Raw genomic sequence first — 23,207 nt, forward strand, 5'->3', positions numbered from 1 at the left:
CGATGAACCTAAAAAAAGGGAGCGCATTGCTCCCTAGTTAGTGCTTTTCTTAATGTTTACAAGAATGCGCGGTATGGCAGTTCTGGGTCATTTGTGAAGATGTCTGCAAAGCCACGGAAGTGCTGGTAGTGCATGCGGCCTTTATCTGTTGGGTATGTGTATTTACCACCAACTTGCCAGAAGAAAGGTGCGAAGCCGTATTGAAGACGTTCTTTCTTCATGTTCCACAGCATTTCGATTTCACGCGGGTCATTTTGGAAGTTAGCCCAAATGTCGTGGTGGAACGGAACAACTACTTCACAGTTCAAAGACTCAGCAGCACGAAGAATGTCTGAAGATGTCATTTTGTCTGTTACGCCACGTGGGTTCTCACCGTAAGAAAGCAGTGCAACGTCGATCTTGTGGTCATTACCGTGTTTAGCATAGTAGTTTGAGTAGTGAGAATCACCAGAGTGGTAAACTGAACCGCCTGTTGTTTTTACTAGGTAGTTCACTGCACGGTCGTCCATTCCGTCTAGAATTTCTTTGTCTAGGGAAGATGTTCCTTCAGGAAGTGTCACTAGAGCTGTACGGTCGAATGCGTCAAGAACCTTGATGTTCACGTCTTTGATTTTGATCTCGTCGCCAACTTTAGCAATAACACACCGATCTTCTGGCACACCCCATTTCATCCATAAATCAACACACGCTTTAGGGCCAATGAATTTAACGTGGTCGCCGCAGTTTTGTAGAACTGCCGCTGCAACGTTGATATCAATGTGGTCGCCGTGGTCATGAGATGCCATAACTGCATCGATCTCTTTGATAGCGAAAGGGTCCAATGGGAAGATCGCGGTACGTAGGTTTGGTTGAAGTGCTTCCACACCGCCCATACGCATCATTTGGTGCTGGTTTTTCATTTTTTGAACGGCTTGTGTTTTTTTACCAGTACCACACCAGAAGTCCATTGATAGGTTTGCACCTTCTTCTGATTTTAGCCAAATACCTGTACAACCCAGCCACCACATAGAAAACGTACCCGGTTGCACAACTGTTTGTTCAATCTCTTCATTTAACCATGTGCCCCACTCAGGGAATGTATTTAGGATCCAAGACTCGCGAGTGATTTCGTTTACATTGCTCATGATAATACCTTTTATTTCAATAATTTGATTAATTTTGGATGTAGGGAGCCGAGCGCCTTAATTTGGATTAAGGCACTGAGCTAAATTTATTATTATTGGTGGGCTAGTTAGCCCTGCGATTTAAACTAGGATGACTTGCGTCCCTTGAGCTTCAATCAGTTTTACGACTTCGGGATTGGCGTCTTTACCGGTGATGACGATGTCTATTTGCTTGGTGCTGCAAAAGAGCATTCCGGTACGTTGTCCAACTTTTGAGCTATCGACCACGACGACAAGCTTATCGACCTGTTCGAGCATTTGTTGTTCGGCTACGGCCGTTAACATGTCGGCTTTGTACAGCCCGGCATCGGTTAAGCCTTTACCTGAGGTGAACATCCAGTTTCCCGCATAGCCGCCTAATGAATTAGGGGCAGGGTTTAGAAAGATGTTCTGCGCTTTGTTGTATTGACCACCAATGATGATGACATCGTCATGATCTTCGTTGATCAAGTAGCTTGCGAGTGGGAAGTAGTTCGTTACGATCTGAACATCTTCCCCACATAACTGTTGTCCAAGTAGGAACGCAGTAGAACCACAGTTGATAACGACTGTATCGCCAGCCTCGCAAAGTCCAGCTGCTGCTTGTGCAATCTCTGATTTCTCTTCATAGAACTCAGTGCTGTTGATATTCAGTGGTGACCACTTTCTCTTCTGAGTTTCTACTCGTTCCGCACCATTTCGAATTTTTCTAAGTCGGCCAACTTCATCTAACTTAGCGATATCGCGCCTAGCAGTAGCAGGAGAAACGCTAAATTTATCAATAATATGAGAGACGTTGATTGTCTGCATATCTTCTAACAGCGACAAGATGCCGTTATGTCTTTGTACTTCATTCATATTTATCACTCTTTTTGTCGTTGTGACAATTTAATGATTACTTTTGATTTGTTTTGATTCTAATAATCACCATCATGATTGTCAAACCACATCGCTATAAAAACCAGACATTAATCACAATGTTTTATAAGTGGTTGATTTTATTGTATTTATAATTTTTACGTGTGATCTAAAGCTCAATTAAGCACATTCTGGGTATGGTTAATTGATATAAATCAAAGTAATCACAAGTGAGCATTGAATGATTACTTTTGATTGGTAAAGTCTAGTTCGTGAGCAAAACTAGAATCATCACATCCTACAAATCATTAAAATTAAAAATCAATCAGGGGTAAAGATATGGAATTCTTATACGATATTTTCTATATTTTTTACAGTCAGGTAATGACCAAAGCACCGTTGCTACTCGGTCTTGTTACTTGTCTCGGCTACATCCTTCTAAAACGTGACGCAACAACTGTTATCTCCGGCTCTATTAAAACCATCGTTGGTTTCATGATAGTGCAGGTAGGTGCAGGAACATTGGTAGCGGGTTTTAAACCGGTTATTGAAAAAATGAGTGAAATACATGGATTAACGGGATCGGTAATTGACCCGTACACCTCCATGATGTCCACCATGGAAACCATGGGCGACAACTACTCTTGGGTTGGGTATGCAGTATTACTGGCTCTTGGGCTAAACATTCTACTTGTTGCCTTCCGACGTATTACGGGTATCAGAACCATCATGCTGACTGGGCATATCATGTTCCAGCAAGCTGGCCTCATTGCTGTTTTCTACTTCGTGCTTGGTGCAGGTATGTGGGAAACCATTATTTATTCAGCAATATTGATGGCGTTGTACTGGGGTATCTCCTCAAACATCATGTTCAAGCCGACTCAAGAAGTCACTGGTGGTGCGGGTTTCTCGATTGGTCACCAACAACAGTTTGCTTCATGGGTAGCCACCAAGGTTGCACCGAAGCTTGGCGACAAGAACGACAGTGTTGACCACATCAAACTGCCTAAGTGGTTACACATTTTCCACGACAGTATCGCTGCAACAACGTTAGTAATGACTGGCTTCTTCGGCATTATTCTTCTTTCGTTCGGTCTTGATAACCTTCAGGACATGGCAGGTAAAACGCACTGGTTTATCTACATTTTTGAAACTGGTTTGAAATTCGCTGTTGCCATTCAAGTCATCGTTACTGGTGTTCGCATGTTCGTTGCGGAACTGTCCGAGGCATTTAACGGTATTTCTCAACGCCTTATTCCTAACGCTGTTTTAGCAATCGATTGTGCTGCTATTTACGCCTACTCTCCTAACGCAATGGTATTTGGTTTCATGTGGGGCGCAGTGGGTCAATTCACCGCTGTTCTTGCAATGCTAGCGTTTGACGCACCAATCATGATCATTCCTGGCTTTATCCCAATGTTCTTCTCGAACGCCACTATCGGTGTGTTTGCTAACCACTTTGGTGGCTGGAAAGCGGTGATGAAGATCTGTTTCGTGATGGGCATCATCGAAGTGGTTGGCTCTGCGTGGGCAATCCATATCTTCGCTCAATCAGGTACTGAGTTTAATGGCTGGATGGGCATGGCTGACTGGGCTCTGGTATTCCCACCAATCATGCAAGGTATCTCAAGCTCTAGCATGTTCTTCTTTGTGATTTTGGCTTTGGCTGGCATCTACATGTACTTCGCTTCTAAGCAACTACGAGCTGAAGAAGACGCAGAAGCTGCTGCTGAAACAATGACCGCAGTAACGCCTGAAGGTATTGAGGTTGAAGTCGCGGTTCCACAACAATCGACAGCAACCGCTGAAGCACCATCTGTTTCAACAACGGCAGCTTCTACAACATCAGAAACTCGAATCTCACCAGCCGCTGACCAGAAACCGGTTCGTGTCTTAGTGTGCTGTGGCTCAGGACAAGGTTCTTCAATGATGTGCTCTAAGAAAATCAAAGAGTATTTGGACAAGAAAGGCATCCCAAGCTCGACCTTTAACAGCGCCATCACTGATTACAAATCACACCTTGGTTCATTCGACATCATCGTTACTTCGGTTGCTCTTGCAGCGAAGATCACGGGTCTGCCGGAAGGTAAGCAACAGTTAGCGGTTAAGAACATGATTATGGTGAAAACTTTCGGCGACGAACTTGTTTCCATCATCGAGAACAACTTCCATAAATAATTAAAAACGGCTCAGTGGTGTCGCACTGCTGAGCCAATAAAAACAATTATATAAGTGAGCAATAACATGAACTTAAAAGAATCTCTTATCAAGAATAACTCTATCCTACTGAACGCAAAAGCAGCTGACTGGAAAGCGGCGATCAAGCTTGGGACTGATGCATTGGTGAAAGCGGGTATTGCAGAAGAGCGTTACTACGACGCGATTACCAAAGCGATTGGTGAAGAAGGCCCTTATATCTGTATTCACGATGCGTTCGCACTGCCACATTGCCGCCCTGAAGACGGTGTTATTCGTACTGGGTTTGCGCTAACCGTGCTTGAAACGCCAATTACGTTTGAAGGTGTTGATGAGCCTGTAGATGTGCTGATAACACTAGCGGGTAAGGACTCAGAAGAGCACATCGAAGGCACCATGCAAGTGGCGAACTTGATTGAATTCGATGAAGACTTCTCAAAACTTCGCGCGTGCAAAAGCCCAGAAGAAGTGGCGCGTTTAATTGATGCTGCATTGCTTCAAGCGGAAGCGGCGTAAGGAGGCAACGATGTCTAAATATAGCCAATTGAAACAACGTGTTTTAGAAGCCAATTTGCAACTTCCGAAATACGGTTTGGTGACATTTACTTGGGGTAATGTCTCTGAGTTTGACCGTGTTAACGGAGTGATAGCGATTAAACCATCAGGTGTCGAATACAGTGATATGACGGCTGAAGACATGGTGGTCGTCGATCTCGAAGGCAAGGTTGTTGAAGGGAAACTCAATCCTTCAAGCGATACCGCAACGCACTTAGAGCTCTATAAAGCTTTCCCTGAAGTGAGTGGCATTGTTCACACGCATTCACGCAGTGCCACCATTTGGGCACAAGCGGGTATCGACATCCCAGCCTTAGGCACCACTCACGCTGATTATTTCTACGGTGACATCCCATGTACACGTCGATTGTCTCACTCTGAAATTTCTGAAGAGTACGAGAAAAATACTGGCTTGGTGATTATTGAAGAGTTCAAGCAACGTCGAATCGATCCAATGGCCGTTCCAAGTGTGATTGTTGCAGGACATGCGCCGTTCTCTTGGGGCAAAGATGCCAACGACGCCGTTCATAACGCGGTGGTATTAGAAGAAGTGTCGGCAATGGCGTTGGCAACGCGCACCTTGAATAGCGGCATCAAAATTCAGCCAGAACTATCCGACAAACACTACTCACGTAAGCACGGTGAAAATGCTTATTACGGCCAACAGTAAATCGGATTTCGTTTAAGTAAGTCGTTTCTATTCGAAGTAGCTTCAATATTGATTAGGCCCGACTTCAGGGAATAAGTAGAGGACTCTATGTATAAAGTGCTGGCGTTAGATCTCGATGGAACCGTGTTAAAGGATGATCACACGATTCATCCAGAAGTAAAAAAGGCGATTCAAGAAGCCAAACAAAGTTGTCACGTCATGATTGTTACTGGCCGACACCACACAGCAGCACGACCTTACTATTACGAATTGGGGCTAGATACTCCAATCATCTGCTGTAACGGCACTTATGTTTATGACTATCAAACTGAAACGGTATTGACTCAAAACGCCATAGAGAAAGATAAGGCACTTACTTTCATTAACATGGCTGACGAGTTTCAGCTCAAGATGGTGATGTATATAACTCATGCCATGACGTACTCACAGTACAACCCATTTGCCTACATGTTGGCATTGGAAAGCTGGGCTGAAACGGCACCAGAGCAACATCGCCCACAAATTTACCAAGTGGAATCATTCATAGAAACAGCTCAACAAGCTGAACACGTTTGGAAGTTTGTGGTAGAGGGGAGCCAAGATTCCGTCGACCGTTTAATGCAACACCCATGGATAGGAGAGAACTTCAACGGTGAGCGTTCTTGGTCAAACCGAATCGACTTTGCTGCAAAAGGTAACAGTAAGGGCCTACGCCTTGCTGAATACATCGCAGAACTCGGTTATCACGCCGATGACGTCATTGCCGTCGGTGATAACCACAACGACATATCCATGATTAAGTACGCCGGATTCGGTGTAGCGATGCTCAATGCTGATGACATCGTCAAATCACACGTTCAACGCGTGTGCTCAACAGATAACAACCATGATGGCTTAGCCCGTCTAATACGTGAACAAATTAAAGGATAACAACATGACTAAACCAATGATTCAGATCGCCCTAGACCAAACAAATCTTCCTGCCGCAATTGAAGTGGCAAACAACGTTGAAAGCTTTGTTGATGTGATTGAAGTGGGCACTATTTTGGCTTTTGCTGAAGGTATGACAGCGGTTTCTACCCTTCGTAAAAACCACCCAGACCATATCCTTGTGTGCGATATGAAAACCACCGATGGCGGCGCAATTTTGGCTCGAATGGCATTCGAAGCGGGTGCTGATTGGATAACCGTTTCTGCGGCTGCACACATCGCAACCATTGGTGCGTGTAAGAAAGTCGCTGACGAATTTAACGGTGAAATACAAATCGAAATTTACGGCAATTGGACAATGGACGACGCTAAATCATGGGTAGACTTAGGTATCTCTCAAGCTATCTATCACCGTTCTCGTGACGCTGAATTAGCCGGTGTGGGTTGGACAGAAGAAGATCTTGTGAAGATGCGTGCATTGTCTGAAATGGGCATCGAGCTTTCTATCACAGGTGGCATCGTGCCTGAAGACCTATACCTATTTGAAGGCATTAAAGCGAAAACCTTTATCGCAGGTCGCGCACTTGCGGGTGACAAAGGTAAAGAGACAGCAGAAGCACTAAAAGCTCAGATCGACCGTTACTGGAATTAGGAGGCGTTATGTACCAAAACTTATTACGCCACCGAGTAGGGCTTTATGAGAAGGCCCTACCTAACGAACTCAGCTGGGAAGACAAACTGGCAACAACCAAAGAGCTCGGCTTTGATTTTCTTGAGATATCGGTAGATGAATCAGACGAGCGCCGTAGCCGTTTGGATTGGAATGACGATGAAGTGTATGTCTTACGTCGCCTGTGTGAAAAGCATGGTGTACCGCTGCAATCCATGTGTTTAAGCGCGCATCGCAAGTTCCCATTTGGATCTGCAGATCCGGTGATTCGTGAACAAGCGGCTATCCATATGGAAAAAGCGATCTCACTCGCTTACAAATTGGGTATTCGTACCATCCAATTGGCTGGGTATGACGTTTACTACGAGCCTGCGGATAAGGTGACTCACCAGAGGTTCATTGAAGGCATGAAGCTTTCTGCGCAGTTGGCGGAAAGGTCGGGCGTTATGCTCGCTGTGGAGATCATGGATACCGATTACTTGAACTCTTTGAGCAAGTTTGAAGTGCTGAGTCGTGAAGTCAATTCACCGTATTTCACGGCGTATCCAGATGTGGGTAATATCTCCGGTTGGAATTACGACATAGTGACGGAACTAAAGTTGAGCAAGCCTCATATCACTCAGATCCACCTCAAAGACACTTATAAAGTGACTGACGAATACAAAGGTCAATTTCGAGACTTAGTGATTGGTGATGGTGAAGTCGACTTTAATGCCATTTTTGAAACGTTGAAAGAGACTGAGTGCGTCGTACCACTCGTGATTGAGATGTGGGCTCAAGATGAACGTTGGAAAGAGAATATACTTACGGCACAAAAACGACTGAATGATGTTTGTGTGCAAACGGGTGTTCCGATGTTGTTTGACCACTAACTCTACTTAGAATTATTAACTAGTTTCTCTTTGCGTTCTCGGTGCTCCTAACGAAAAGAGAAAATGCAGCATATTGCCCCCCAATATGCTGCATTTTTATATCAACATGTCGCCCTAAACTGTTGAAGCTGAGGTTATGTCAATTTCGAAATAGTGGCTGTTCTTAAACAGCAATAGTCACATGATCACGGCCTACTTCAGCCATCTTAATTAGGTAGTCCGTATGGTATTTCTTCTTGATGACGATTTGGCTACCGATTTCAGCAACAATCTTCACGACCTCTAACGCATCAGAAGGATGCAATGAAGAATCTTTTGAAATTTCGATATTAACGCCCAAATTTGCCAGTTTCATAATGTCGCTAGAGTGCATGATAATATCCAATATATTTTATTATGGTGGACTATATCATCATCGATTAATTCAACGCCACTCTGCTAAGCCCAAAGTTTTGAACGATGCCCTCAAACTATGATTTCAATATGCAAGTAGTGAAATTTGATCGCAAACTGATACCATGGTCTTTCTTATGGGATTATGCCAACTTTGGCGGGGATGTTGTTGTTCAGTCTCGTGTGAAGAAATGAACAGTCAACTTGATAGGTTTTATCTATAACAAAGATAAATAGAAACGATTATGTTTATTTTTAATGCCGACCTATTCTTTATCCACACTAATTCAATGGTTTAAATGCTGGGTCTACTTAAATTTACGGTGTCACAACGATTGTGCACATTTACCCTCTAAGGAATCGATCATGAGTAAAAAACTAACTACAGCAGCAGGTTGTCCTGTCGCTCATAACCAGAATGTTCAAACGGCGGGCAAACGTGGTCCACAACTTCTTCAAGACGTTTGGTTTTTGGAGAAATTGGCCCATTTTGATCGTGAAGTGATTCCAGAGCGTCGTATGCACGCGAAAGGCTCAGGTGCTTACGGCACATTTACCGTTACACACGACATCACAAAATACACCAAGGCAAAATTGTTCTCTGAAATAGGTAAAAAAACCGACTTGTTTGCACGTTTCACAACAGTTGCGGGTGAGCGCGGTGCTGCCGATGCTGAACGTGATATTCGTGGCTTTGCATTGAAGTTTTATACTGAAGAAGGCAACTGGGATATGGTGGGCAACAACACGCCAGTATTCTTCCTTCGTGATCCTCTTAAGTTCCCTGACTTAAACCACGCGGTGAAACGTGACCCACGCACCAACATGCGTAGCGCGAAAAACAACTGGGATTTCTGGACTTCTTTGCCGGAAGCTCTGCACCAAATTACTATCGTAATGAGTGACCGTGGTATCCCTGCGACTTACCGTCACATGCACGGCTTTGGTAGCCACACGTTCAGCTTCATCAACGCTGATAACGAACGTTTCTGGGTGAAATTCCACTTCAAATCTCAGCAAGGTATTAAGAACCTTTCTGATGCAGAAGCGGCACAAGTGATCGGTGATGATCGCGAAAGCCACCAACGTGATTTGCTAGACAGCATCGATAACCAAGATTTCCCGAAATGGACGTTGAAAGTACAAGTGATGCCAGAAGCGGATGCAGCGAAGGTTCCATACAACCCGTTCGATTTGACTAAGATCTGGCCTCATGCAGATTACCCGTTGATCGAAGTGGGCGAATTTGAGCTAAATCGTAACCCGCAAAACTTCTTCGCAGAAGTAGAGCAGTCAGCATTCAACCCAGCGAACGTAGTTCCAGGTATCAGCTTCTCGCCAGACAAGATGCTGCAAGGTCGTCTGTTTGCTTACGGTGATGCACAACGTTACCGTTTGGGTGTAAACCATCAGCACATTCCAGTGAATGCGCCTCGTTGCCCAGTACACAGCTACCACCGTGATGGCGCGATGCGTGTCGATGGTAACTTCGGTGGCACATTAGGTTATGAGCCAAACAACGAAGGTCAATGGGCTGAGCAACCAGATTTCGCTGAACCAGCACTGAACCTAGATGGCGCAGCAGCACACTGGGATCACCGCGAAGATGAAGATTACTTCTCGCAACCGGGTGACTTGTTCCGCCTAATGACACCAGAGAAGCAAGCGATTCTTTTTGATAACACTGCTCGCAACCTAGGCGGCGTGCCAAAAGAGATTCAATTGCGTCACCTAAGACACTGTTACAAAGCTGACCCTGCATACGGTGAAGGCATTGGTAAACTGCTTGAAATCGACGTGAGCGAATTTAAGTCGTAATCAATCATCTTGATTCGTTAATTGAAAGGTCGTTGAGTGAATCACTCAACGGCCTTTTTTGATCTCGCTGTTTATTAAGCAACCCTAAATCATTGAAAAATTTAATAATCCACATTGATAGTTTTTACCTATCGAATTGATAAATCTATCCCATTATCTTTGTAAGAGTGATGGGATTATTCTACGACTATCAGTTTATAAAGTAGAAGAGTTTGAGATGAATAAGAGCGCATTAATCGTTGAAGGTGGAGCAATGAGAGGCATTTTTGCTGCCGGAGTTTTAGACGCCTTTATGCAAGACGATTTCCGTCCTTATGACTTTGCCATCGGCGTATCTGCAGGTGTGTCGAATCTGGTTGGCTACTTATCTCATGCACCAAAACGCAGTTATGATGTGATCACCACGATGGCGACGGATAAGACCTTCTTCAACCCTGCTCGCTTTGCCAAGGGCGGTAACTTAGTGGACGTTAAGTGGTTATGGAACGAATCCAATCAACGTTATCCGCTCGATTGTGGCGAGCTATTTTCAAGTATCCCACTCATTGCTGCTGTCACAAATGTCGATACGGGCAGTGCAGACTACTACCATATTAAGCCAGAAAACCTTTCTAATGTTGTTGAAGCAACAACGGCTTTACCTATCGCTTACCGTGAAACTCCGTGTTTCTCTGGTGGCTGTTATACCGATGGCGGTGTAGCCGATTCGATTCCGGTTCGTGAAGCATATCGCCGTGGCGCACGCGATATTACCGTGATTCTGTCTCACCCATTGAGCTACCGAATGAAGCCTCAAAAGCACCAATGGATGCTGAAGAAACTATTAAAGAAATTCCCAAATATTGCTGAATCGATGGCGGTGCGTGCTGAAAACTACAACCAGTCTCTGGAGTTCATTCGTAACCCACCCAAAGATGCGACCATTAAAGTGATAGCGCCGCCAGAAGCGTTCGCAGTAAAGCGTTTAACTATGGATCAAAGTACTCTTAATGCAGGTTATGAGATGGGCATTAAAGCGGGTGAAGAGCACCTTGCCATTCGAAAAGGCGTGTATGGTTTAGACACCGAAGATTGTCATTTCTGCGTCTAGGAACGTTTTTAGGATACTGGATAAACGACAAAGCCACGCTGTTCACTTCAGAATAGCGTGGCTTTGTATTTGTAGACCTAGTTTGTTTTTAACTCAGTCTGCTATTAACTCAATTAGCGATTAAACGAGTTCGTTACCGCTGGTGTTGCCAGCAAAGAAAGCATCAACACTGGTGAGTGTTGTATTGGCGATATTGAACAGAGCATCTTTGGTCAAGAAAGCTTGGTGACCTGTGAACAATACATTGTGACAAGCAGATAGGCGACGGAATACGTCATCGACAATCACATCGTTAGATTTGTCTTGGAAGAACAGCTCTTTCTCGTTGTCGTAAACATCAAGACCAAGCGCGCCGATTTTGCTTTGTTTGAGCGCTTCAATCGCTGCGGTTGAATCCAGCAGTTCACCACGGCTGGTGTTGACGATCATCACGCCATCTTTCATTTTATCAAATGCAGTCGCATCCAATAAATGGTAGTTTTCTTTGCTCATTGGGCAGTGTAGAGAAATAACATCAGACTCTTGGTAAAGCTCGTCTAGTTCAACATATTTAGCCCCAAGTTCGACAGCCAACGGATTCGGATATGGGTCGTAGCATAGGATGTTCATGCCTAAACCTTTCAGAATACGCATGGTCGCTAGGCCAATTTTTCCAGAGCCTATCACACCTACAGTTTTACCGTGGAAGTTGAAGCCTACCAAGCCCTCAAGAGAGAAGTTTGCATCACGAGTACGCTGATACGCTTTGTGCAGCTTGCGGTTTAAACACATCATCATGCCGACCGTATGTTCTGCTACTGACTCTGGTGAATAAGCAGGAACGCGTACCACTTGCAAGCCAAACTCTTTGGCTGCGTCTAGGTCGACCTTGTCAAAGCCCGCACAGCGCATCGCGATTAACTTGGTGCCGCCTTGAGCAAGAATCTCTAACGCGTCTCGCGATAGGTCATCGTTTACAAACGCACAAACCACTTCGTTGTCGTGCGCCATTTTTGCTGTTGTTGTGGTGAGTCGAAAATCGTGAAAATGAAACTCAGCGTTGAGTTCGCCTTTTGCCAGTTCGAATGATTTTTCGTCGTATGATTTTGAGCTAAAAAAAGCAATGTTGAGCATGGCTTCCTCTCTTACCTAAAATATAAATAACCCACTAATTCATTCTCTGAAACGGGATTAAAACAAGGGCATGTTGACCTTTCGCGGTTAAGTTTTGTTCGAGATAAAATCGTTTTAATCGCGACGAGAGGTTTGCCGCCTAGTCATTCTAAGCAAAACCCTCTCAACAAAGAGTAAAACGATTTTAGCCGAACCCTTCGGGCAGTGTTTGTGGTTCCTTTCTACAGCGTTATCGAATTCTCATGTAGGCGAGCTACACGTCGAATTCTCTGCCTTGTATAAATAACCCACAAACGGCTGCAAAAATCAGCTCGATAGGTCAACATGCCCTACAACTCTGTTCAGTGTGCTAGAGTTTTTTTCTCTTGTCTATCACCATTAGTCATTGTAATTGCAATGGTTATTTGATCTTTTGTCTTCACTTATTGAACATTAAAAATCACATTACGAGGTTGCTTACTTATAAGTTCATCAATATTGAATGAATCTTACTTTCGGGTGTGGAACGTTGAATTTTCCAGTGTGACGGAATACGTAAATGACTCATATAAAACCTCTTCTCTAACTGTTCTTTGAAAGTTGTGCTTCTGTCTAACGAGTGGCGGTTGTTATTTACCAGTAGTTCTCACTGCTGAATTGACCGGGTTTTCTGCGTAAGTGCTTTTCGAAACCTAAGCTAGTTAGCGCTTCGCTTGTGTCACGAACCATTTGCGGATTGCCGCAAAGGTAGAAAAAACTGCGGGTTTGATTGAAAGCGACAGACGCGGCTTGCTCGAGGTCGCCTCCAAGTAACAAATTTGGGATTCGTCCGCGCAAAGTTCCGGTAACTGATTCTCTAGAAATAATTGGCACATATTTAAGTCTCCCTTGAAAGTGATTAACGAGTTGAGTGATACGATCTCGATAAGTCAGGTCTTGCTCTGTTCTTACAGCATGCACTAGAACCAGATTCTTGAATGAAGAGGCTTTGTCTGAAGCCAACTCATTTTGCTGTATCTGCATGCTCTCAAGTATTGAGATAAATGGGCCTACCGCGGTTCCGGTTGAAAGCATCCATAGATCGTCTGCGATCTCTGGGATCTCATCCAATGTCATAAATCCACTAGGGTCTTTGCCGACAAAGACATCATCACCCACCTTCAGTTGATGGAGTTGAGGAGAGAGCTGGCCGTTTTGATCCTTAACAATCAAAAACTCCAGATGTTGATGACCTTTTGCATGTTCTGGCGCATTCACCATTGAATAAGCGCGTCGAACAAATTCACCTTCACTGTTGCGTAACCCCAACTTTGTGAATTGACCAGCTTGGTAGGATGAAACTGGTGCACTGACTTGGAGTGAGAACAATTGATCGGTCCACTCTATCTTGTGTAGGACTTTTCCGGTTACCAAACCATGAGGAATATCTGTCATATCATCACCTTTACGTAGAGAAGCTATCTCATTAAGGATACTCAACTATCTTACTTTTTGGAGTTGCATGTACCATGCCAATAATGAGAATGCTTATCAGTACCAATTCTTTAGTGGGATATAGGTTTGATTGAGTCAGAAAGACTAGATTATTTTGGTGTCCAAAAGACTCTATTGTGTTTTTTTGTTTCTATTAGCGTTCTGAGAGTTAAGTGAGCCATGTCCGAGATCTGTTGAGTGGTTCGACCCTTAGGATATTCCACCAATAACTAAAGAGAATAATTTGTAGATGCGTATAATGGCGGCTTTCGATCTCAATATAGCCGTGTTTTATGCTTGATAATCTTCGTATGGCCTTGAACGTGTTGTTCGTGACCATCAATACTGCAATGACTGCGTTTACCGTAAGCTTCTTTGGCCTCATTAAACTAATTCTTCCAATCCCTGTTGTGCAGAAGTCATGTACTCGTCTCGCTAACTTCACATTTTGGTGTTGGGCTTCGCTCAATTTTTGGATGTTGAATGTTAATAATGATATCGAATGGCAAGTGGAAGGGGGGGAAGATATTTCGACCAAGCAGTGGTATTTGATGATGTCTAACCACCTAAGCTGGGCAGATATTGTGATTTTGTCTTCAATCCTAAAAGACAAAATGCCGATGACGAAGTACTTCTTGAAACATGAATTGTTGTACGTACCATTTGTTGGCTTGGCCTGCTGGGGCTTAGATATGCCATTCATGAGACGCCACTCTCGTGAGTTCCTATTACGCAACCCAGAACGCCGTAATGATGATTTTAATGCAATCAATAAAGCGTGTACTAAGTTCAAATTAGCACCGACAACATTGGTTAATTTTGTTGAAGGGACTCGTGCAAACCACGAGAAACTGGCGTCAGCAAAGACCCCTTATCGCCACTTATTGAAGCCGAAAACTGGGGGCGTGGCATTTGCTTTATCTGCAATGGGCCCAATTTTGGATGGCATCGTGGATGTGACCTTAGCTTACCCTGAAAACCAAACCTCTCCGTTTGAAGATATGCTGAAGGGCAAAATGACTAAGGTCGTTGTGCGTATTAAATTGCATCCAATGGATGAGAACGTGAACGGTAATTACTTTGAAGATAAGGCTTTTAAACGTCGCTTCCACAATTGGTTGAACAGCACGTGGAAAGAGAAAGACGTCTACCTTGATACGGTTTATGGGGTTGATAAGCCTTCTGAGGTAGAGACAGTTGACGAGCCTGATGTGGCTTATAAGAAACAAGAACAGTAAGCTAAAACTGAATCGATAGCATTAATAAAGCCGATAGCTCATTGAACTATCGGCTTTTTTATTAATTTGACTTTCTTAATATTCAAACCATTAAGTTAGTACTTACTATGGCTTAACCGCCTGGTAAGCATCAATAATATGCTTTACTTGGCTAGGTTTGCCTTGCTTCTCTTGTCCTTGATGGATACGTAAGTAGTGCTGCAATGTTTTGGCTTTGTATTGCTGTGATACCTTCACTTGTTCATCACAACTTGGTGTCCAGAACTTGTCACCGACGTTTGATATCTCGCTAACGGTTTGGCTCTTTTCTGAATCACCGCGACTATTACTCACCAATAAAATCTCGTAGTAACGACGGTTCTCTTCAATCAACACTTCATCAATAAGACCAAAATGGATCGCCTTTAAATGGCTTCTCAACTCGAATTGCTGATGCACCGGACAAAGCAAGAAATCGATCGCTTTGTCTGGGTGTTGACGATGAATATCATCGACGAGCTTTTGAGTAAGATCGCCACCGACACCCGCAATAATAACTAGGTGTTTGCCTGTATGTTTCTCAAGCGGAATAGCGGCGACATCCATGCAGTAGACTTGCCATTGGCTGCTAACCGTTTGTTCGGCTCTGTTATCTTGCGGAAAGTAGCGCGCTAGCTTGCCTTCAAGCTCACTCATCAGAGACGGGACAATGTCGACAAAGTGAATCTGAGGCGCTTTATTATCCGATAACAGTTGAACACCCAAAAAGCCATGATCACAGCAACAGTCCCAAATATGCTGGTAGTCATTGCTGACAAGGGAGTGGAGAGTTTGCAGTCGGTTACTTAGCTTCATAAGGTTCGCGTCGTTAGAAAAGGGGTGTTGTCTTATCGAAGGCGCATTGTAATGACTTTCTAGAAAAACAAAAGCACCTAGGGTATGAATCCTAGGTGCTTTGTAGTGGCTACAGAAATGTAAGTATAGGTTTACGATGCTTTGGCAACGGCTCTGATATGGCCTTCCACTCGGTTCTTACCAAGTTGTTGCGCGATAAGTTTCGCTTGTTCCGCCAGTGCTAGAGCTGTATCTGGCTCTCCCTCTATTTGTGAAAAACCGACACTCACGCCTAAAGAGAGGCTGATGTCTGGCGTCACAATAGTTTTCTCTGCTACGCCAATTCGGCACTGGTCTAGTTGGAACTTGGCGTCGTTGCCGTCGTTTGCTTTAAATAATACTGCGAACTCTTTGCCTCCAATACGAGCAAGGCATAGTCCTTTAGGCTTCGGAAAGTACGAGCGTAGTGCTTCTGCTGTCAGCTTGATCATCTTGTCACCCACAGCTTCACCATAAGCACGGTTCACGTGGTCAAAATTATCGATATCGAGTAGAGCTATATAGGTTTCAGGCTGGTTGGCGTAGTTTTCCAGTGCAATATTAAAGCTACTTTTGTTGTCTAATTGCGTCATCAAGTCCTTGCTACTCAACTGGTGCTGAAGCAGTAAGTTGGACAGTGAGACTTCAGTGTAATCACGGATCATTCGTAGAATACTCTGGCTGATCGGTAAGTTTGCGTTTACGTACAACACTGCGATCAACTGCTGACGAGAGTGCAAAGGAATACAGTAATGACGTTGGTGTATTTTGAGTTTACACGCCAGTGGATCGGCGTACTTACCACTTCGGTAAGCCATAGTGTCCGGTGTAAATCGCTCTGCAAGGGCTTTGTCACAATGTACCGTGGATTTGTTTCCGTGATAGTCGATGGTACTGAATGCGTGGTTCTCAAGCTGATAGAGACAGAATTGAATGCCTTTTTGGTAGGTGAAACTATCCAGTATGGATTTTAACTCTCGCTTAAAGCTTACAAGGTCATCGACTTTATTCAGTTGCGACAAGGACACGTTCAAACGATAAGCCAGATAGTTGGCACCAATCCACAATAGCAGGAGTGAGCTCAGTACCAAGCCAGTTAGCGTAAATTGGTGTGAGCTGGTTAAGATGTCATGGCGGTCAGTGCCCGCAATGAACACCCAATTTAAGCTGTTGTCTGCGTCAAATACCGATATTTTGAAGTTATCTTGATAGTAATATTCGTGCTTACCAACGGTTTCACCTTGTGAGAGTTGGTGGCTGATCCCTGCATGGAAGCTGATGGATTTAGAACCGATACGCTGTGGATCCGGGTGGAATACCAGTCGCTCTGTTGCTCTGTCTACAACAAATACATAGCCATTATTAAGCGTTTTTAAATCTCTTAAACCCTGCGTGGTGTGCAACAAGTCAAATTCAATCCATATTTCCTCGTTCAATCTTTCTACCGTGTGTTTTACCGCAAATACCCAACGCCCATCAGGCTTTTGATAAACGGAAGAAATGTAGAAATCCTCAACGACGTTGTCTATTGAATGCCATTGTATTACGGCGATTTGTTCGCTCGAAAGTGGAAGACCTCGAGTGGAAATATAATTTTGAGATTGCGGTTTGTATCGAACGATATCTGAGAAATTGGGTGTTCTTTTTAGGATATTATCACTGATTTCGCGAAATTTTTTGTCATCAAAGCTGGATGCCTTAGGTAAGCCTAAACTGGTCTCAAGAAAGTAAAGCTTGCCGAAAACGGCTTCGATATTTGAGCGAATAGTGGAACTAGCGATACGAATATTTGATGATGATTGGTTAGTTGCTGTAGTTTCAACTTTCTCTAGTTGAGCGATAGCTAAATAAAGCATTCCTCCGGTTAGAAAGAGTATGTATGGTTTGAAAAGCCGAATAAGTGTTTTAGGTAAAGCCATGATATCCAAGACGTTATAGATTCATTTTTATAGTACGGCAATACTAAACAGTTTCATCCATCACATCAATGCAAATGATTCCATATAAAAGAATGATTTATGTGATATTCAGCTAATAAAAAAACCAGCTATAAATATAACTGGCTTTTATGGTTTTTTGGCGTTTTATTAAGCTAGCTTAGCTTTTACTTCAATCAAATCAGTGTTATCTGGCGAGTAGTGCAAAATTGCCATCGAAGTCGGCGATAGCAGCATTTCACCTTCTGCATGACCTGGTTTTACATTTCGTAAGTTGGTATCACAAATGGTGACCCAGTTTTGGTCGCGATCAGTCGGTAACGAGAATCGAGCGGGTGCGTTGGTTTGGTTTATCAAATAAATCAATTCGTCACCGTCTTTGCCAATACCTAAGTGCAGCGCAACAGAGCTTAAACGATTCCAATCATCATGCTCCATGAGTGTGCCATCGACACGGCTCCAGAAGATGCGGTTCGAGTTGCGTTTTTCTCCGCTGAACGCCTTAATAAAAGGCACCATATATTGTTGACGTGCAGAGATCATTTCAGCTAACCAAGTCTTGAAATAAGTTTTTCGCTCAGAATCTTCCCAGTTAATCCAGCTAGTTACACTATCTTGACAGTAAGCGTTGTTGTTGCCTTTTTGAGTGTGAGATAACACATCAGCTGTCAGAATATGTGGAATGCCAAAGGCAAACAACAGACTCGCCATGAAGTTACGTTTCTGTTTTTCGCGTGTGGCAACAACCAATAGGTTTTCGGTTTCCCCTTCAACACCGTAGTTATCAGAGCGGTTATCACCGTGTCCATCTCGGTTGTTCTCGCCGTTATCTTCATTGTGCTTGTGTTTGTAAGAGACAAGATCTTGCATTGTGAAGCCGTCGTGATACGTGATGTAGTTTACGGTTAGTCTGTATGGCCAGTGTGCTGCGCTGTAGATATCGCGAGATCCCATTAAGCGCGTCGCAAACTCTTTTAGATAGCCTTGATCACCGCGCCAGAAGCTACGTGTGATATCACGCAGTTTGTCGTTACATTCATTCCAGCCTAGTGGAAAGTTACCTACTTGATAACCGTTAGGGCCAATATCCCACGGCTCTGCGATTAACTTAGTTTCTTTAAGTACAGGGTCTTGAGCTACGGCTTTGAAAAAAGCAGCTTCAGGGTTGTAATTATCGCCTTCACGTCCCAGCGTCGCTGCCAAATCAAAACGGAAGCCGTCGACTTTGAATTCACTCACCCAGTAACGAAGCGTATCCATCACTAAGTTGAGTGCGGGCTGGTGGGTGAGATCTACTGTGTTTCCACAACCCGTGAAATTCGCATAATGGCAGCCATGTTTAATGTAGTAGCGGCTATCGAGTGCTTTTAGGTTGAAGGTGGTTCCGCCTTCCCCACCTTCTGCTGTGTGGTTGTACACGACATCTAGAATGACTTCGATGCCATTGCGATGCAGCTCACGAATTGCAGTTTTGAGTTCATTAACAGCGTCTTTTTCTGCGTAGCGAGGATCTGGCACCATGAACAAATATGGGTTGTAACCCCAATAGTTCACTTTATCCATGTCCAAGAGATGAGGCTCATGCATACATGCGGCAATGGGCAAAAGCTGTAGAGAGTTGATATTTTGCTGTTTGTAGAACGCAAGCATTTCAGGGCTCACTAACCCTAAGTAGCGTCCTTTAGTATTGGCAGCCACTTCTGGGTGCAGTTGAGATAGACCTTTTACATGCGTTTCAAAAAGAACGGTATCTTCGCGGCTAATGCGTGGCTTTTCTACATCTTGCCAATCGAAGGTGTCATCAACAACGACACATTTCGCCATAGCAAAGCTTTTTTCATTGGTATATGGCGTGACGTAATCGAGCGGTTCGCTTATTGCTTTGGCATACGGGTCTGAAAGCAGGATAGGGCCATTGTCCGTTTCGGCAATGAAGCCGTATTTTTGCCCCGCTTTAATACCATCAATAAAGACATATCTGATATCAGCGTATTCATTTTCCAATTTATAAGTGGTGAATTCGTCGTTCTCGTCAAAAAGAGCGAGTGAAAGAGATTTACAGTCAGGAGAATAAATAGAGAAGTTGCAGCCAGTGTTACCTAGCGTTGCGCCTAGCGGATAAGGGCGAGCGAGCGTTCTAGTCATTGCTTGATTTCTTGTTCGTTTATCAACATTAGTGAACTATTAGTAAAAGGCTTTGTCACAGTAAGGTCAAGCAACTTCACAGATTAATTACGGTAAAAAAAATAATTCATCGATGAAGTTCAAATTATATATTTGAGCTAGATCTCACTTATGCTGAATAATTAGATCTGTGTGCTGTCTACTCCTCCTAGATTAAGTGATCTACCTCTTTAAAACACCGTTCTGTATATTTTCTACTCCCTTCTCATCCCCCTTAATTTAGTTCAGGGCGGAGGAAGTCAAACTTGTCATCCCCTCTTAATATTGACCCCGTTGAAACGAATCAGGGGAAACCCTAAACCTCTCTATCTTACGACTACCATTACTGCCTTTGGTTGCCGCAAGAGAGCAAAAATATAAAAACCTAAAATAAATCGTCCTTAATGGAGTTAAGAATGAAAAAAGTAAGTTTGATTGCTGCTGCAGTGGCAACTACATTAGCTGCTGGCTCTGCGTTCGCTGTAGATTTTAATGGCTACATGCGTGCTGGTACTGGTATTAGCGGAAATGATGGTGGTGACGTTTCATTCATGAAGAATGGTATTGGCCGTCTAGGTAATGAAAACGACAACTATTCTGAGTTTGGTCTGGCTGAAGAACTAAAAACTGGTGAGCAAACTTGGCGTTTAGAGTCAATGATTGCTTCTGGTGCTGATGGCGCAAATGGTTGGGAAGACGGTGACTTTAACGTTGCTCAGTTTGCTGTTAAAGCAACTGGCGTCTTATCTTTTGATGAAGAAGCGACACTTTGGGCTGGTAAAACATACTACCAACGTAAAGATATTCACATCACTGACTTCTACTTTCTAAATACATCAGGTACTGGTGGTGGTATTGAAAATATTTCAGTTGGTAATCAAAAACTTTCTCTAGCAATTATTCAAGATGGCGAAGATGAGAACGGTGCTGGTTACATGGCTGATGCTCGCCTAGCGAATATCGGTCTGTGGGAAGATGCTAGCTTAGAGCTTGGAGTTGTATACAACTTCGGTACTGAAAACAAGAATGGCAAATACGATGGCGATGACGGCCTACTTGCTACAGGTATCATCCACCAAGGTATGAGCAATGGCTTTAACCAAACGGTCGTTCAAGTAGGTACGGCTGGTTACGGTGTTCAAATGGCTAATTTGTGGGGCTCTGGTGCTTATTATGACCGCTCTGGAGACCAGGATGATGGTTTCGGTTACCGAATCCTTAACTGGGGTGTAATGAACCTTGGCGAGTCTTGGGAAATGGGTCACCAACTTGCCTACTTAGCTGGTTCTGATATCGGTGCTTCAAAGCAAGACATCAACCAATATTCTGTAGTTGTTCGTCCAATGTACAAGTGGAACAACACTATGCGTACTATTTTTGAAGCTGGCTACAATGCGGGTGAGCAGATTAATCAAGCTGGCACTGGTGTAGAAGATTTTGGTGGCGCTAAATTTACTGTTGCTCAAGCATGGGCAATGGGTGACAGCTTCTGGGCTCGTCCTGAAATCCGCGTATACGGTAGCTACCTGATGGATCTAGAAAACGATTCATTCGGTGAAGTTAAAGAAAATGGTGTTGTAAAGGCTAAAGGTGCTGACAACGATTTCGTTGTTGGTATCCAAGTTGAAGCTTGGTGGTAAGCCACTTAGCTTAAAATCCTAAACTGTCCTAATTCATAGCCGGCTTACGTCGGCTATTTTTTTAAGGAATGTACGATTAGTAAAAAGGTTTCCTAGGTTAATTATTTTCGTTATGGTAATTAACTAAGTAAATTTCTTAAAAAAATAAAAATAAGGAAGAACTATGTATTTTCGCGCTCTGATGTTGAGTGGTTGTGTTGCATTGGCTGGTTGCCAATCTGCGCAAGTAGTAGAGCAAGTGCAAGTTGCACAAGCTGAACAAGTTAACTCTATTGCTGGTCTTCAATTTGCTCCTATGAAGCTACCAAGTTCGGCAATTTTTGATGTGACACCAAATAGCCAAGTATTAAATTACCAAGGAATAAACAGCCCTGTAGTCGCGGTTGAACTGCCTGCAGATCGCGGTGAGTACTCGATTAATATCACGAGCATTATCGGCGACACAGCGTTTGTTCCAAATGCGGTCATCTATGACGAAAACGGTCGTGAGCTAGAGCGTTATGGTAAAGAGAGCTTCGAATACGCAAAACCAAGACTACACTTAGGAAACCGCCTCGTTGCTGAGAACGATTTTTACCCACCGACAACAGCAAAATCAGTTTATTTAGTTATCTATACAGATCAAGCTGATCTTGGTGGTTTTACTGATGTGATCCATCCTGCTCGCTTGGACGCGGAAGGCCGTGGTAATTATTTACCTGAAGTAAAAGATATCCCGATTCCAAATGCTAACGTTGGTAAGATAGAAGTTACAATCGATAAAGCGAGCTTCTTCTCAATTGGTTCATCAAACAGTGAATCTAATGCTAAACCTGCTGTTGCTAAAATCGATACTATTCAACCTGAAACGCAAACCTACTATCACAATGCGATTCAAACAGCTGTAACTGAAGACAATATTCCTAAAGCTCTTAGCTTATTAGATGAAGCAAAAGCCCTTGGTATTGAAGGTGCACAAGAAGCCTTTGTGCGAGCCGTCAACGCCAAGTAATATAGATAAAGGGTTCCTTTAAAAGTGCAATGCTTGTAAGTTAAGCATCGGTTAGCATCTTCTAAGGAACCCTATCGAATACCGCTTTAATGTATATGCTTTTTATTTGCAATGTTCAGCAACTTTCTCGCCTAAAGGGACTTCTGTATTTTCGCATTTTGATACGTGACCAGTAGTCGTTTCCCCTGCTTTATCCGTTTCCATATATTGATCAACATTACCGTTGCTTTCAAGTGTTTGCAGTGCCTGTTTGTGCGCGGCATTTTCAGCTTGTATTTGTTGCGTTGTTGCAGTGCTAGGAGTATGTGCCAGGGCGCGAGCAGCGTCGGTAGATTCTACAAGATCAGTGGTATTAGCCAAAGCCATCCCGCCCATCAATGCTGTAGTCACGATGCCCATTTGGATGGTTTTGATGATATGTTTACGGTTCATGGAAGTTTTCCTAATCAAAATTTAACGACACCGCAAACAACTGCGGTGTTTTGCTGTTGATAGAATATTACATCGAGAATTGAATGTATTTTAATCGTAATTGTAGGGCGTAACCCTTCAAAAAAGGCTGCCAGGATTAATTCTGTTCACTTAAGGGAGAGCGGCATTCCTACTATGATATATCGTTAAGATTTGGTTTTAACGGTTCTAAGGAAT

The 23,207-nt window shown here is 43.6% G+C and carries 20 protein-coding genes; 11 read left to right on the forward strand and 9 right to left on the reverse strand.

What is annotated here, in order from left to right; all coding sequences use genetic code 11:
* Positions 1 to 56 precede the first annotated feature (56 nt).
* Positions 57 to 1,124, reverse strand: a complete 1,068-nt coding sequence (gene ulaG / locus AB4249_RS21085; protein WP_372057849.1) for an L-ascorbate 6-phosphate lactonase — start codon at positions 1,122 to 1,124, stop codon at positions 57 to 59.
* Positions 1,125 to 1,244: 120 nt separating this feature from the next.
* Positions 1,245 to 2,000 carry an HTH-type transcriptional regulator UlaR gene (ulaR, locus tag AB4249_RS21090; RefSeq protein WP_372057847.1) on the reverse strand — a complete coding sequence of 252 codons (756 nt, stop codon included), beginning with the start codon at positions 1,998 to 2,000 and terminating at the stop codon, positions 1,245 to 1,247.
* Positions 2,001 to 2,339: 339 nt separating this feature from the next.
* On the opposite strand from ulaR, the gene AB4249_RS21095 reads away from it, so the two are divergent.
* The 6 genes from AB4249_RS21095 to AB4249_RS21120 all read left to right on the forward strand — a co-directional run bounded on the left by AB4249_RS21095 (position 2,340) and on the right by AB4249_RS21120 (position 7,872).
* The gene (locus tag AB4249_RS21095) at positions 2,340 to 4,178 is read left to right on the forward strand and encodes a PTS ascorbate-specific subunit IIBC (RefSeq protein ID WP_017060920.1); all 1,839 of its coding nucleotides are present in this window, start codon (positions 2,340 to 2,342) and stop codon (positions 4,176 to 4,178) included.
* A gap of 66 nt (positions 4,179 to 4,244) precedes the next feature.
* Positions 4,245 to 4,712 (forward strand): PTS sugar transporter subunit IIA, encoded by a 468-nt coding sequence (locus AB4249_RS21100; RefSeq protein WP_017064004.1) that lies wholly within the window; start codon positions 4,245 to 4,247, stop codon positions 4,710 to 4,712.
* A gap of 10 nt (positions 4,713 to 4,722) precedes the next feature.
* Entirely contained in the window at positions 4,723 to 5,421 is a 699-nt protein-coding gene (locus AB4249_RS21105; RefSeq protein WP_372057845.1) for an L-ribulose-5-phosphate 4-epimerase, read from the forward strand.
* A gap of 87 nt (positions 5,422 to 5,508) precedes the next feature.
* The gene (locus AB4249_RS21110; RefSeq protein ID WP_017064002.1) at positions 5,509 to 6,330 is read left to right on the forward strand and encodes a pyridoxal phosphatase; all 822 of its coding nucleotides are present in this window, start codon (positions 5,509 to 5,511) and stop codon (positions 6,328 to 6,330) included.
* Positions 6,331 to 6,334: 4 nt separating this feature from the next.
* The gene (locus AB4249_RS21115) at positions 6,335 to 6,982 is read left to right on the forward strand and encodes a 3-keto-L-gulonate-6-phosphate decarboxylase UlaD (RefSeq protein ID WP_054541612.1); all 648 of its coding nucleotides are present in this window, start codon (positions 6,335 to 6,337) and stop codon (positions 6,980 to 6,982) included.
* 8 nt (positions 6,983 to 6,990) lie between these two features.
* Complete coding sequence (locus AB4249_RS21120; RefSeq protein ID WP_017065671.1) at positions 6,991 to 7,872, forward strand: L-ribulose-5-phosphate 3-epimerase; 882 nt, start codon at positions 6,991 to 6,993, stop codon at positions 7,870 to 7,872.
* A gap of 163 nt (positions 7,873 to 8,035) precedes the next feature.
* Here the strand turns inward: AB4249_RS21120 and AB4249_RS21125 are convergent, their stop codons facing one another.
* Complete coding sequence (locus AB4249_RS21125) at positions 8,036 to 8,245, reverse strand: hypothetical protein (protein WP_065583766.1); 210 nt, start codon at positions 8,243 to 8,245, stop codon at positions 8,036 to 8,038.
* Between the two features lie 386 nt (positions 8,246 to 8,631).
* Here AB4249_RS21125 and AB4249_RS21130 point away from each other — a divergent pair, with 386 nt between their 5' ends.
* Together AB4249_RS21130 and AB4249_RS21135 are read left to right on the forward strand one after the other, a co-directional pair.
* Positions 8,632 to 10,083, forward strand: a complete 1,452-nt coding sequence (locus tag AB4249_RS21130; RefSeq protein ID WP_017066332.1) for a catalase — start codon at positions 8,632 to 8,634, stop codon at positions 10,081 to 10,083.
* A gap of 217 nt (positions 10,084 to 10,300) precedes the next feature.
* Positions 10,301 to 11,173, forward strand: coding sequence for a patatin family protein (locus AB4249_RS21135; protein ID WP_017063996.1), 873 nt, complete (start codon positions 10,301 to 10,303; stop codon positions 11,171 to 11,173).
* Positions 11,174 to 11,293: 120 nt separating this feature from the next.
* Here AB4249_RS21135 and AB4249_RS21140 read toward each other — a convergent pair whose 3' ends face one another.
* Both AB4249_RS21140 and AB4249_RS21145 read right to left on the reverse strand, forming a co-directional pair.
* On the reverse strand, positions 11,294 to 12,286 hold the full coding sequence (locus AB4249_RS21140; protein ID WP_372104664.1) for a 2-hydroxyacid dehydrogenase: 993 nt from the start codon (positions 12,284 to 12,286) through the stop codon (positions 11,294 to 11,296).
* Between the two features lie 612 nt (positions 12,287 to 12,898).
* Entirely contained in the window at positions 12,899 to 13,699 is an 801-nt protein-coding gene (locus tag AB4249_RS21145) for a ferredoxin--NADP reductase (RefSeq protein ID WP_229648082.1), read from the reverse strand.
* Between the two features lie 332 nt (positions 13,700 to 14,031).
* Between AB4249_RS21145 and AB4249_RS21150 the strand changes: the two genes are divergently transcribed.
* Entirely contained in the window at positions 14,032 to 14,976 is a 945-nt protein-coding gene (locus AB4249_RS21150) for an acyltransferase (RefSeq protein WP_102332378.1), read from the forward strand.
* Between the two features lie 105 nt (positions 14,977 to 15,081).
* On the opposite strand, the gene AB4249_RS21155 is transcribed toward AB4249_RS21150, so the two are convergent.
* From AB4249_RS21155 to glgX, 3 genes are all read right to left on the reverse strand, one after another.
* Positions 15,082 to 15,810: a tRNA (adenine(22)-N(1))-methyltransferase TrmK gene (locus AB4249_RS21155; protein ID WP_372104667.1), complete on the reverse strand. Its 729-nt coding sequence runs from the start codon at positions 15,808 to 15,810 to the stop codon at positions 15,082 to 15,084.
* Between the two features lie 131 nt (positions 15,811 to 15,941).
* Positions 15,942 to 17,684: a diguanylate cyclase domain-containing protein gene (locus AB4249_RS21160; protein ID WP_372104670.1), complete on the reverse strand. Its 1,743-nt coding sequence runs from the start codon at positions 17,682 to 17,684 to the stop codon at positions 15,942 to 15,944.
* A 231-nt stretch (positions 17,685 to 17,915) separates the two neighbouring features.
* Positions 17,916 to 19,910 (reverse strand): glycogen debranching protein GlgX, encoded by a 1,995-nt coding sequence (gene glgX / locus AB4249_RS21165; protein WP_372104673.1) that lies wholly within the window; start codon positions 19,908 to 19,910, stop codon positions 17,916 to 17,918.
* A 434-nt stretch (positions 19,911 to 20,344) separates the two neighbouring features.
* On the opposite strand from glgX, the gene lamB reads away from it, so the two are divergent.
* Both lamB and AB4249_RS21175 read left to right on the forward strand, forming a co-directional pair.
* Positions 20,345 to 21,568: a maltoporin LamB gene (gene lamB / locus AB4249_RS21170; RefSeq protein WP_065583773.1), complete on the forward strand. Its 1,224-nt coding sequence runs from the start codon at positions 20,345 to 20,347 to the stop codon at positions 21,566 to 21,568.
* Between the two features lie 163 nt (positions 21,569 to 21,731).
* Entirely contained in the window at positions 21,732 to 22,559 is an 828-nt protein-coding gene (locus AB4249_RS21175) for a MalM family protein (RefSeq protein ID WP_065583774.1), read from the forward strand.
* Positions 22,560 to 22,661: 102 nt separating this feature from the next.
* On the opposite strand, the gene AB4249_RS21180 is transcribed toward AB4249_RS21175, so the two are convergent.
* Entirely contained in the window at positions 22,662 to 22,991 is a 330-nt protein-coding gene (locus tag AB4249_RS21180) for a hypothetical protein (RefSeq protein ID WP_017058851.1), read from the reverse strand.
* Positions 22,992 to 23,207 lie beyond the last annotated feature (216 nt).

The organism is Vibrio sp. 10N.261.55.F4 (genome assembly GCF_041470465.1).
GTDB classification, from domain to species: Bacteria; Pseudomonadota; Gammaproteobacteria; order Enterobacterales; family Vibrionaceae; genus Vibrio; species Vibrio crassostreae_C.

Bases quoted from the DNA above. Each gene is read 5' to 3' on its own strand.
- ulaG (WP_372057849.1), bottom strand. From the start codon at position 1,124: ATGAGCAATGTAAACGAAATCACTCGCGAGTCTTGGATCCTAAATACA.
- ulaR (WP_372057847.1), bottom strand. From the start codon at position 2,000: ATGAATGAAGTACAAAGACATAACGGCATCTTGTCGCTGTTAGAAGAT.
- AB4249_RS21095 (WP_017060920.1), top strand. From the start codon at position 2,340: ATGGAATTCTTATACGATATTTTCTATATTTTTTACAGTCAGGTAATG.
- AB4249_RS21100 (WP_017064004.1), top strand. From the start codon at position 4,245: ATGAACTTAAAAGAATCTCTTATCAAGAATAACTCTATCCTACTGAAC.
- AB4249_RS21105 (WP_372057845.1), top strand. From the start codon at position 4,723: ATGTCTAAATATAGCCAATTGAAACAACGTGTTTTAGAAGCCAATTTG.
- AB4249_RS21110 (WP_017064002.1), top strand. From the start codon at position 5,509: ATGTATAAAGTGCTGGCGTTAGATCTCGATGGAACCGTGTTAAAGGAT.
- AB4249_RS21115 (WP_054541612.1), top strand. From the start codon at position 6,335: ATGACTAAACCAATGATTCAGATCGCCCTAGACCAAACAAATCTTCCT.
- AB4249_RS21120 (WP_017065671.1), top strand. From the start codon at position 6,991: ATGTACCAAAACTTATTACGCCACCGAGTAGGGCTTTATGAGAAGGCC.
- AB4249_RS21125 (WP_065583766.1), bottom strand. From the start codon at position 8,245: ATGCACTCTAGCGACATTATGAAACTGGCAAATTTGGGCGTTAATATC.
- AB4249_RS21130 (WP_017066332.1), top strand. From the start codon at position 8,632: ATGAGTAAAAAACTAACTACAGCAGCAGGTTGTCCTGTCGCTCATAAC.
- AB4249_RS21135 (WP_017063996.1), top strand. From the start codon at position 10,301: ATGAATAAGAGCGCATTAATCGTTGAAGGTGGAGCAATGAGAGGCATT.
- AB4249_RS21140 (WP_372104664.1), bottom strand. From the start codon at position 12,286: ATGCTCAACATTGCTTTTTTTAGCTCAAAATCATACGACGAAAAATCA.
- AB4249_RS21145 (WP_229648082.1), bottom strand. From the start codon at position 13,699: ATGACAGATATTCCTCATGGTTTGGTAACCGGAAAAGTCCTACACAAG.
- AB4249_RS21150 (WP_102332378.1), top strand. From the start codon at position 14,032: ATGCTTGATAATCTTCGTATGGCCTTGAACGTGTTGTTCGTGACCATC.
- AB4249_RS21155 (WP_372104667.1), bottom strand. From the start codon at position 15,810: ATGAAGCTAAGTAACCGACTGCAAACTCTCCACTCCCTTGTCAGCAAT.
- AB4249_RS21160 (WP_372104670.1), bottom strand. From the start codon at position 17,684: ATGCTTTATTTAGCTATCGCTCAACTAGAGAAAGTTGAAACTACAGCA.
- glgX (WP_372104673.1), bottom strand. From the start codon at position 19,910: ATGACTAGAACGCTCGCTCGCCCTTATCCGCTAGGCGCAACGCTAGGT.
- lamB (WP_065583773.1), top strand. From the start codon at position 20,345: ATGAAAAAAGTAAGTTTGATTGCTGCTGCAGTGGCAACTACATTAGCT.
- AB4249_RS21175 (WP_065583774.1), top strand. From the start codon at position 21,732: ATGTATTTTCGCGCTCTGATGTTGAGTGGTTGTGTTGCATTGGCTGGT.
- AB4249_RS21180 (WP_017058851.1), bottom strand. From the start codon at position 22,991: ATGAACCGTAAACATATCATCAAAACCATCCAAATGGGCATCGTGACT.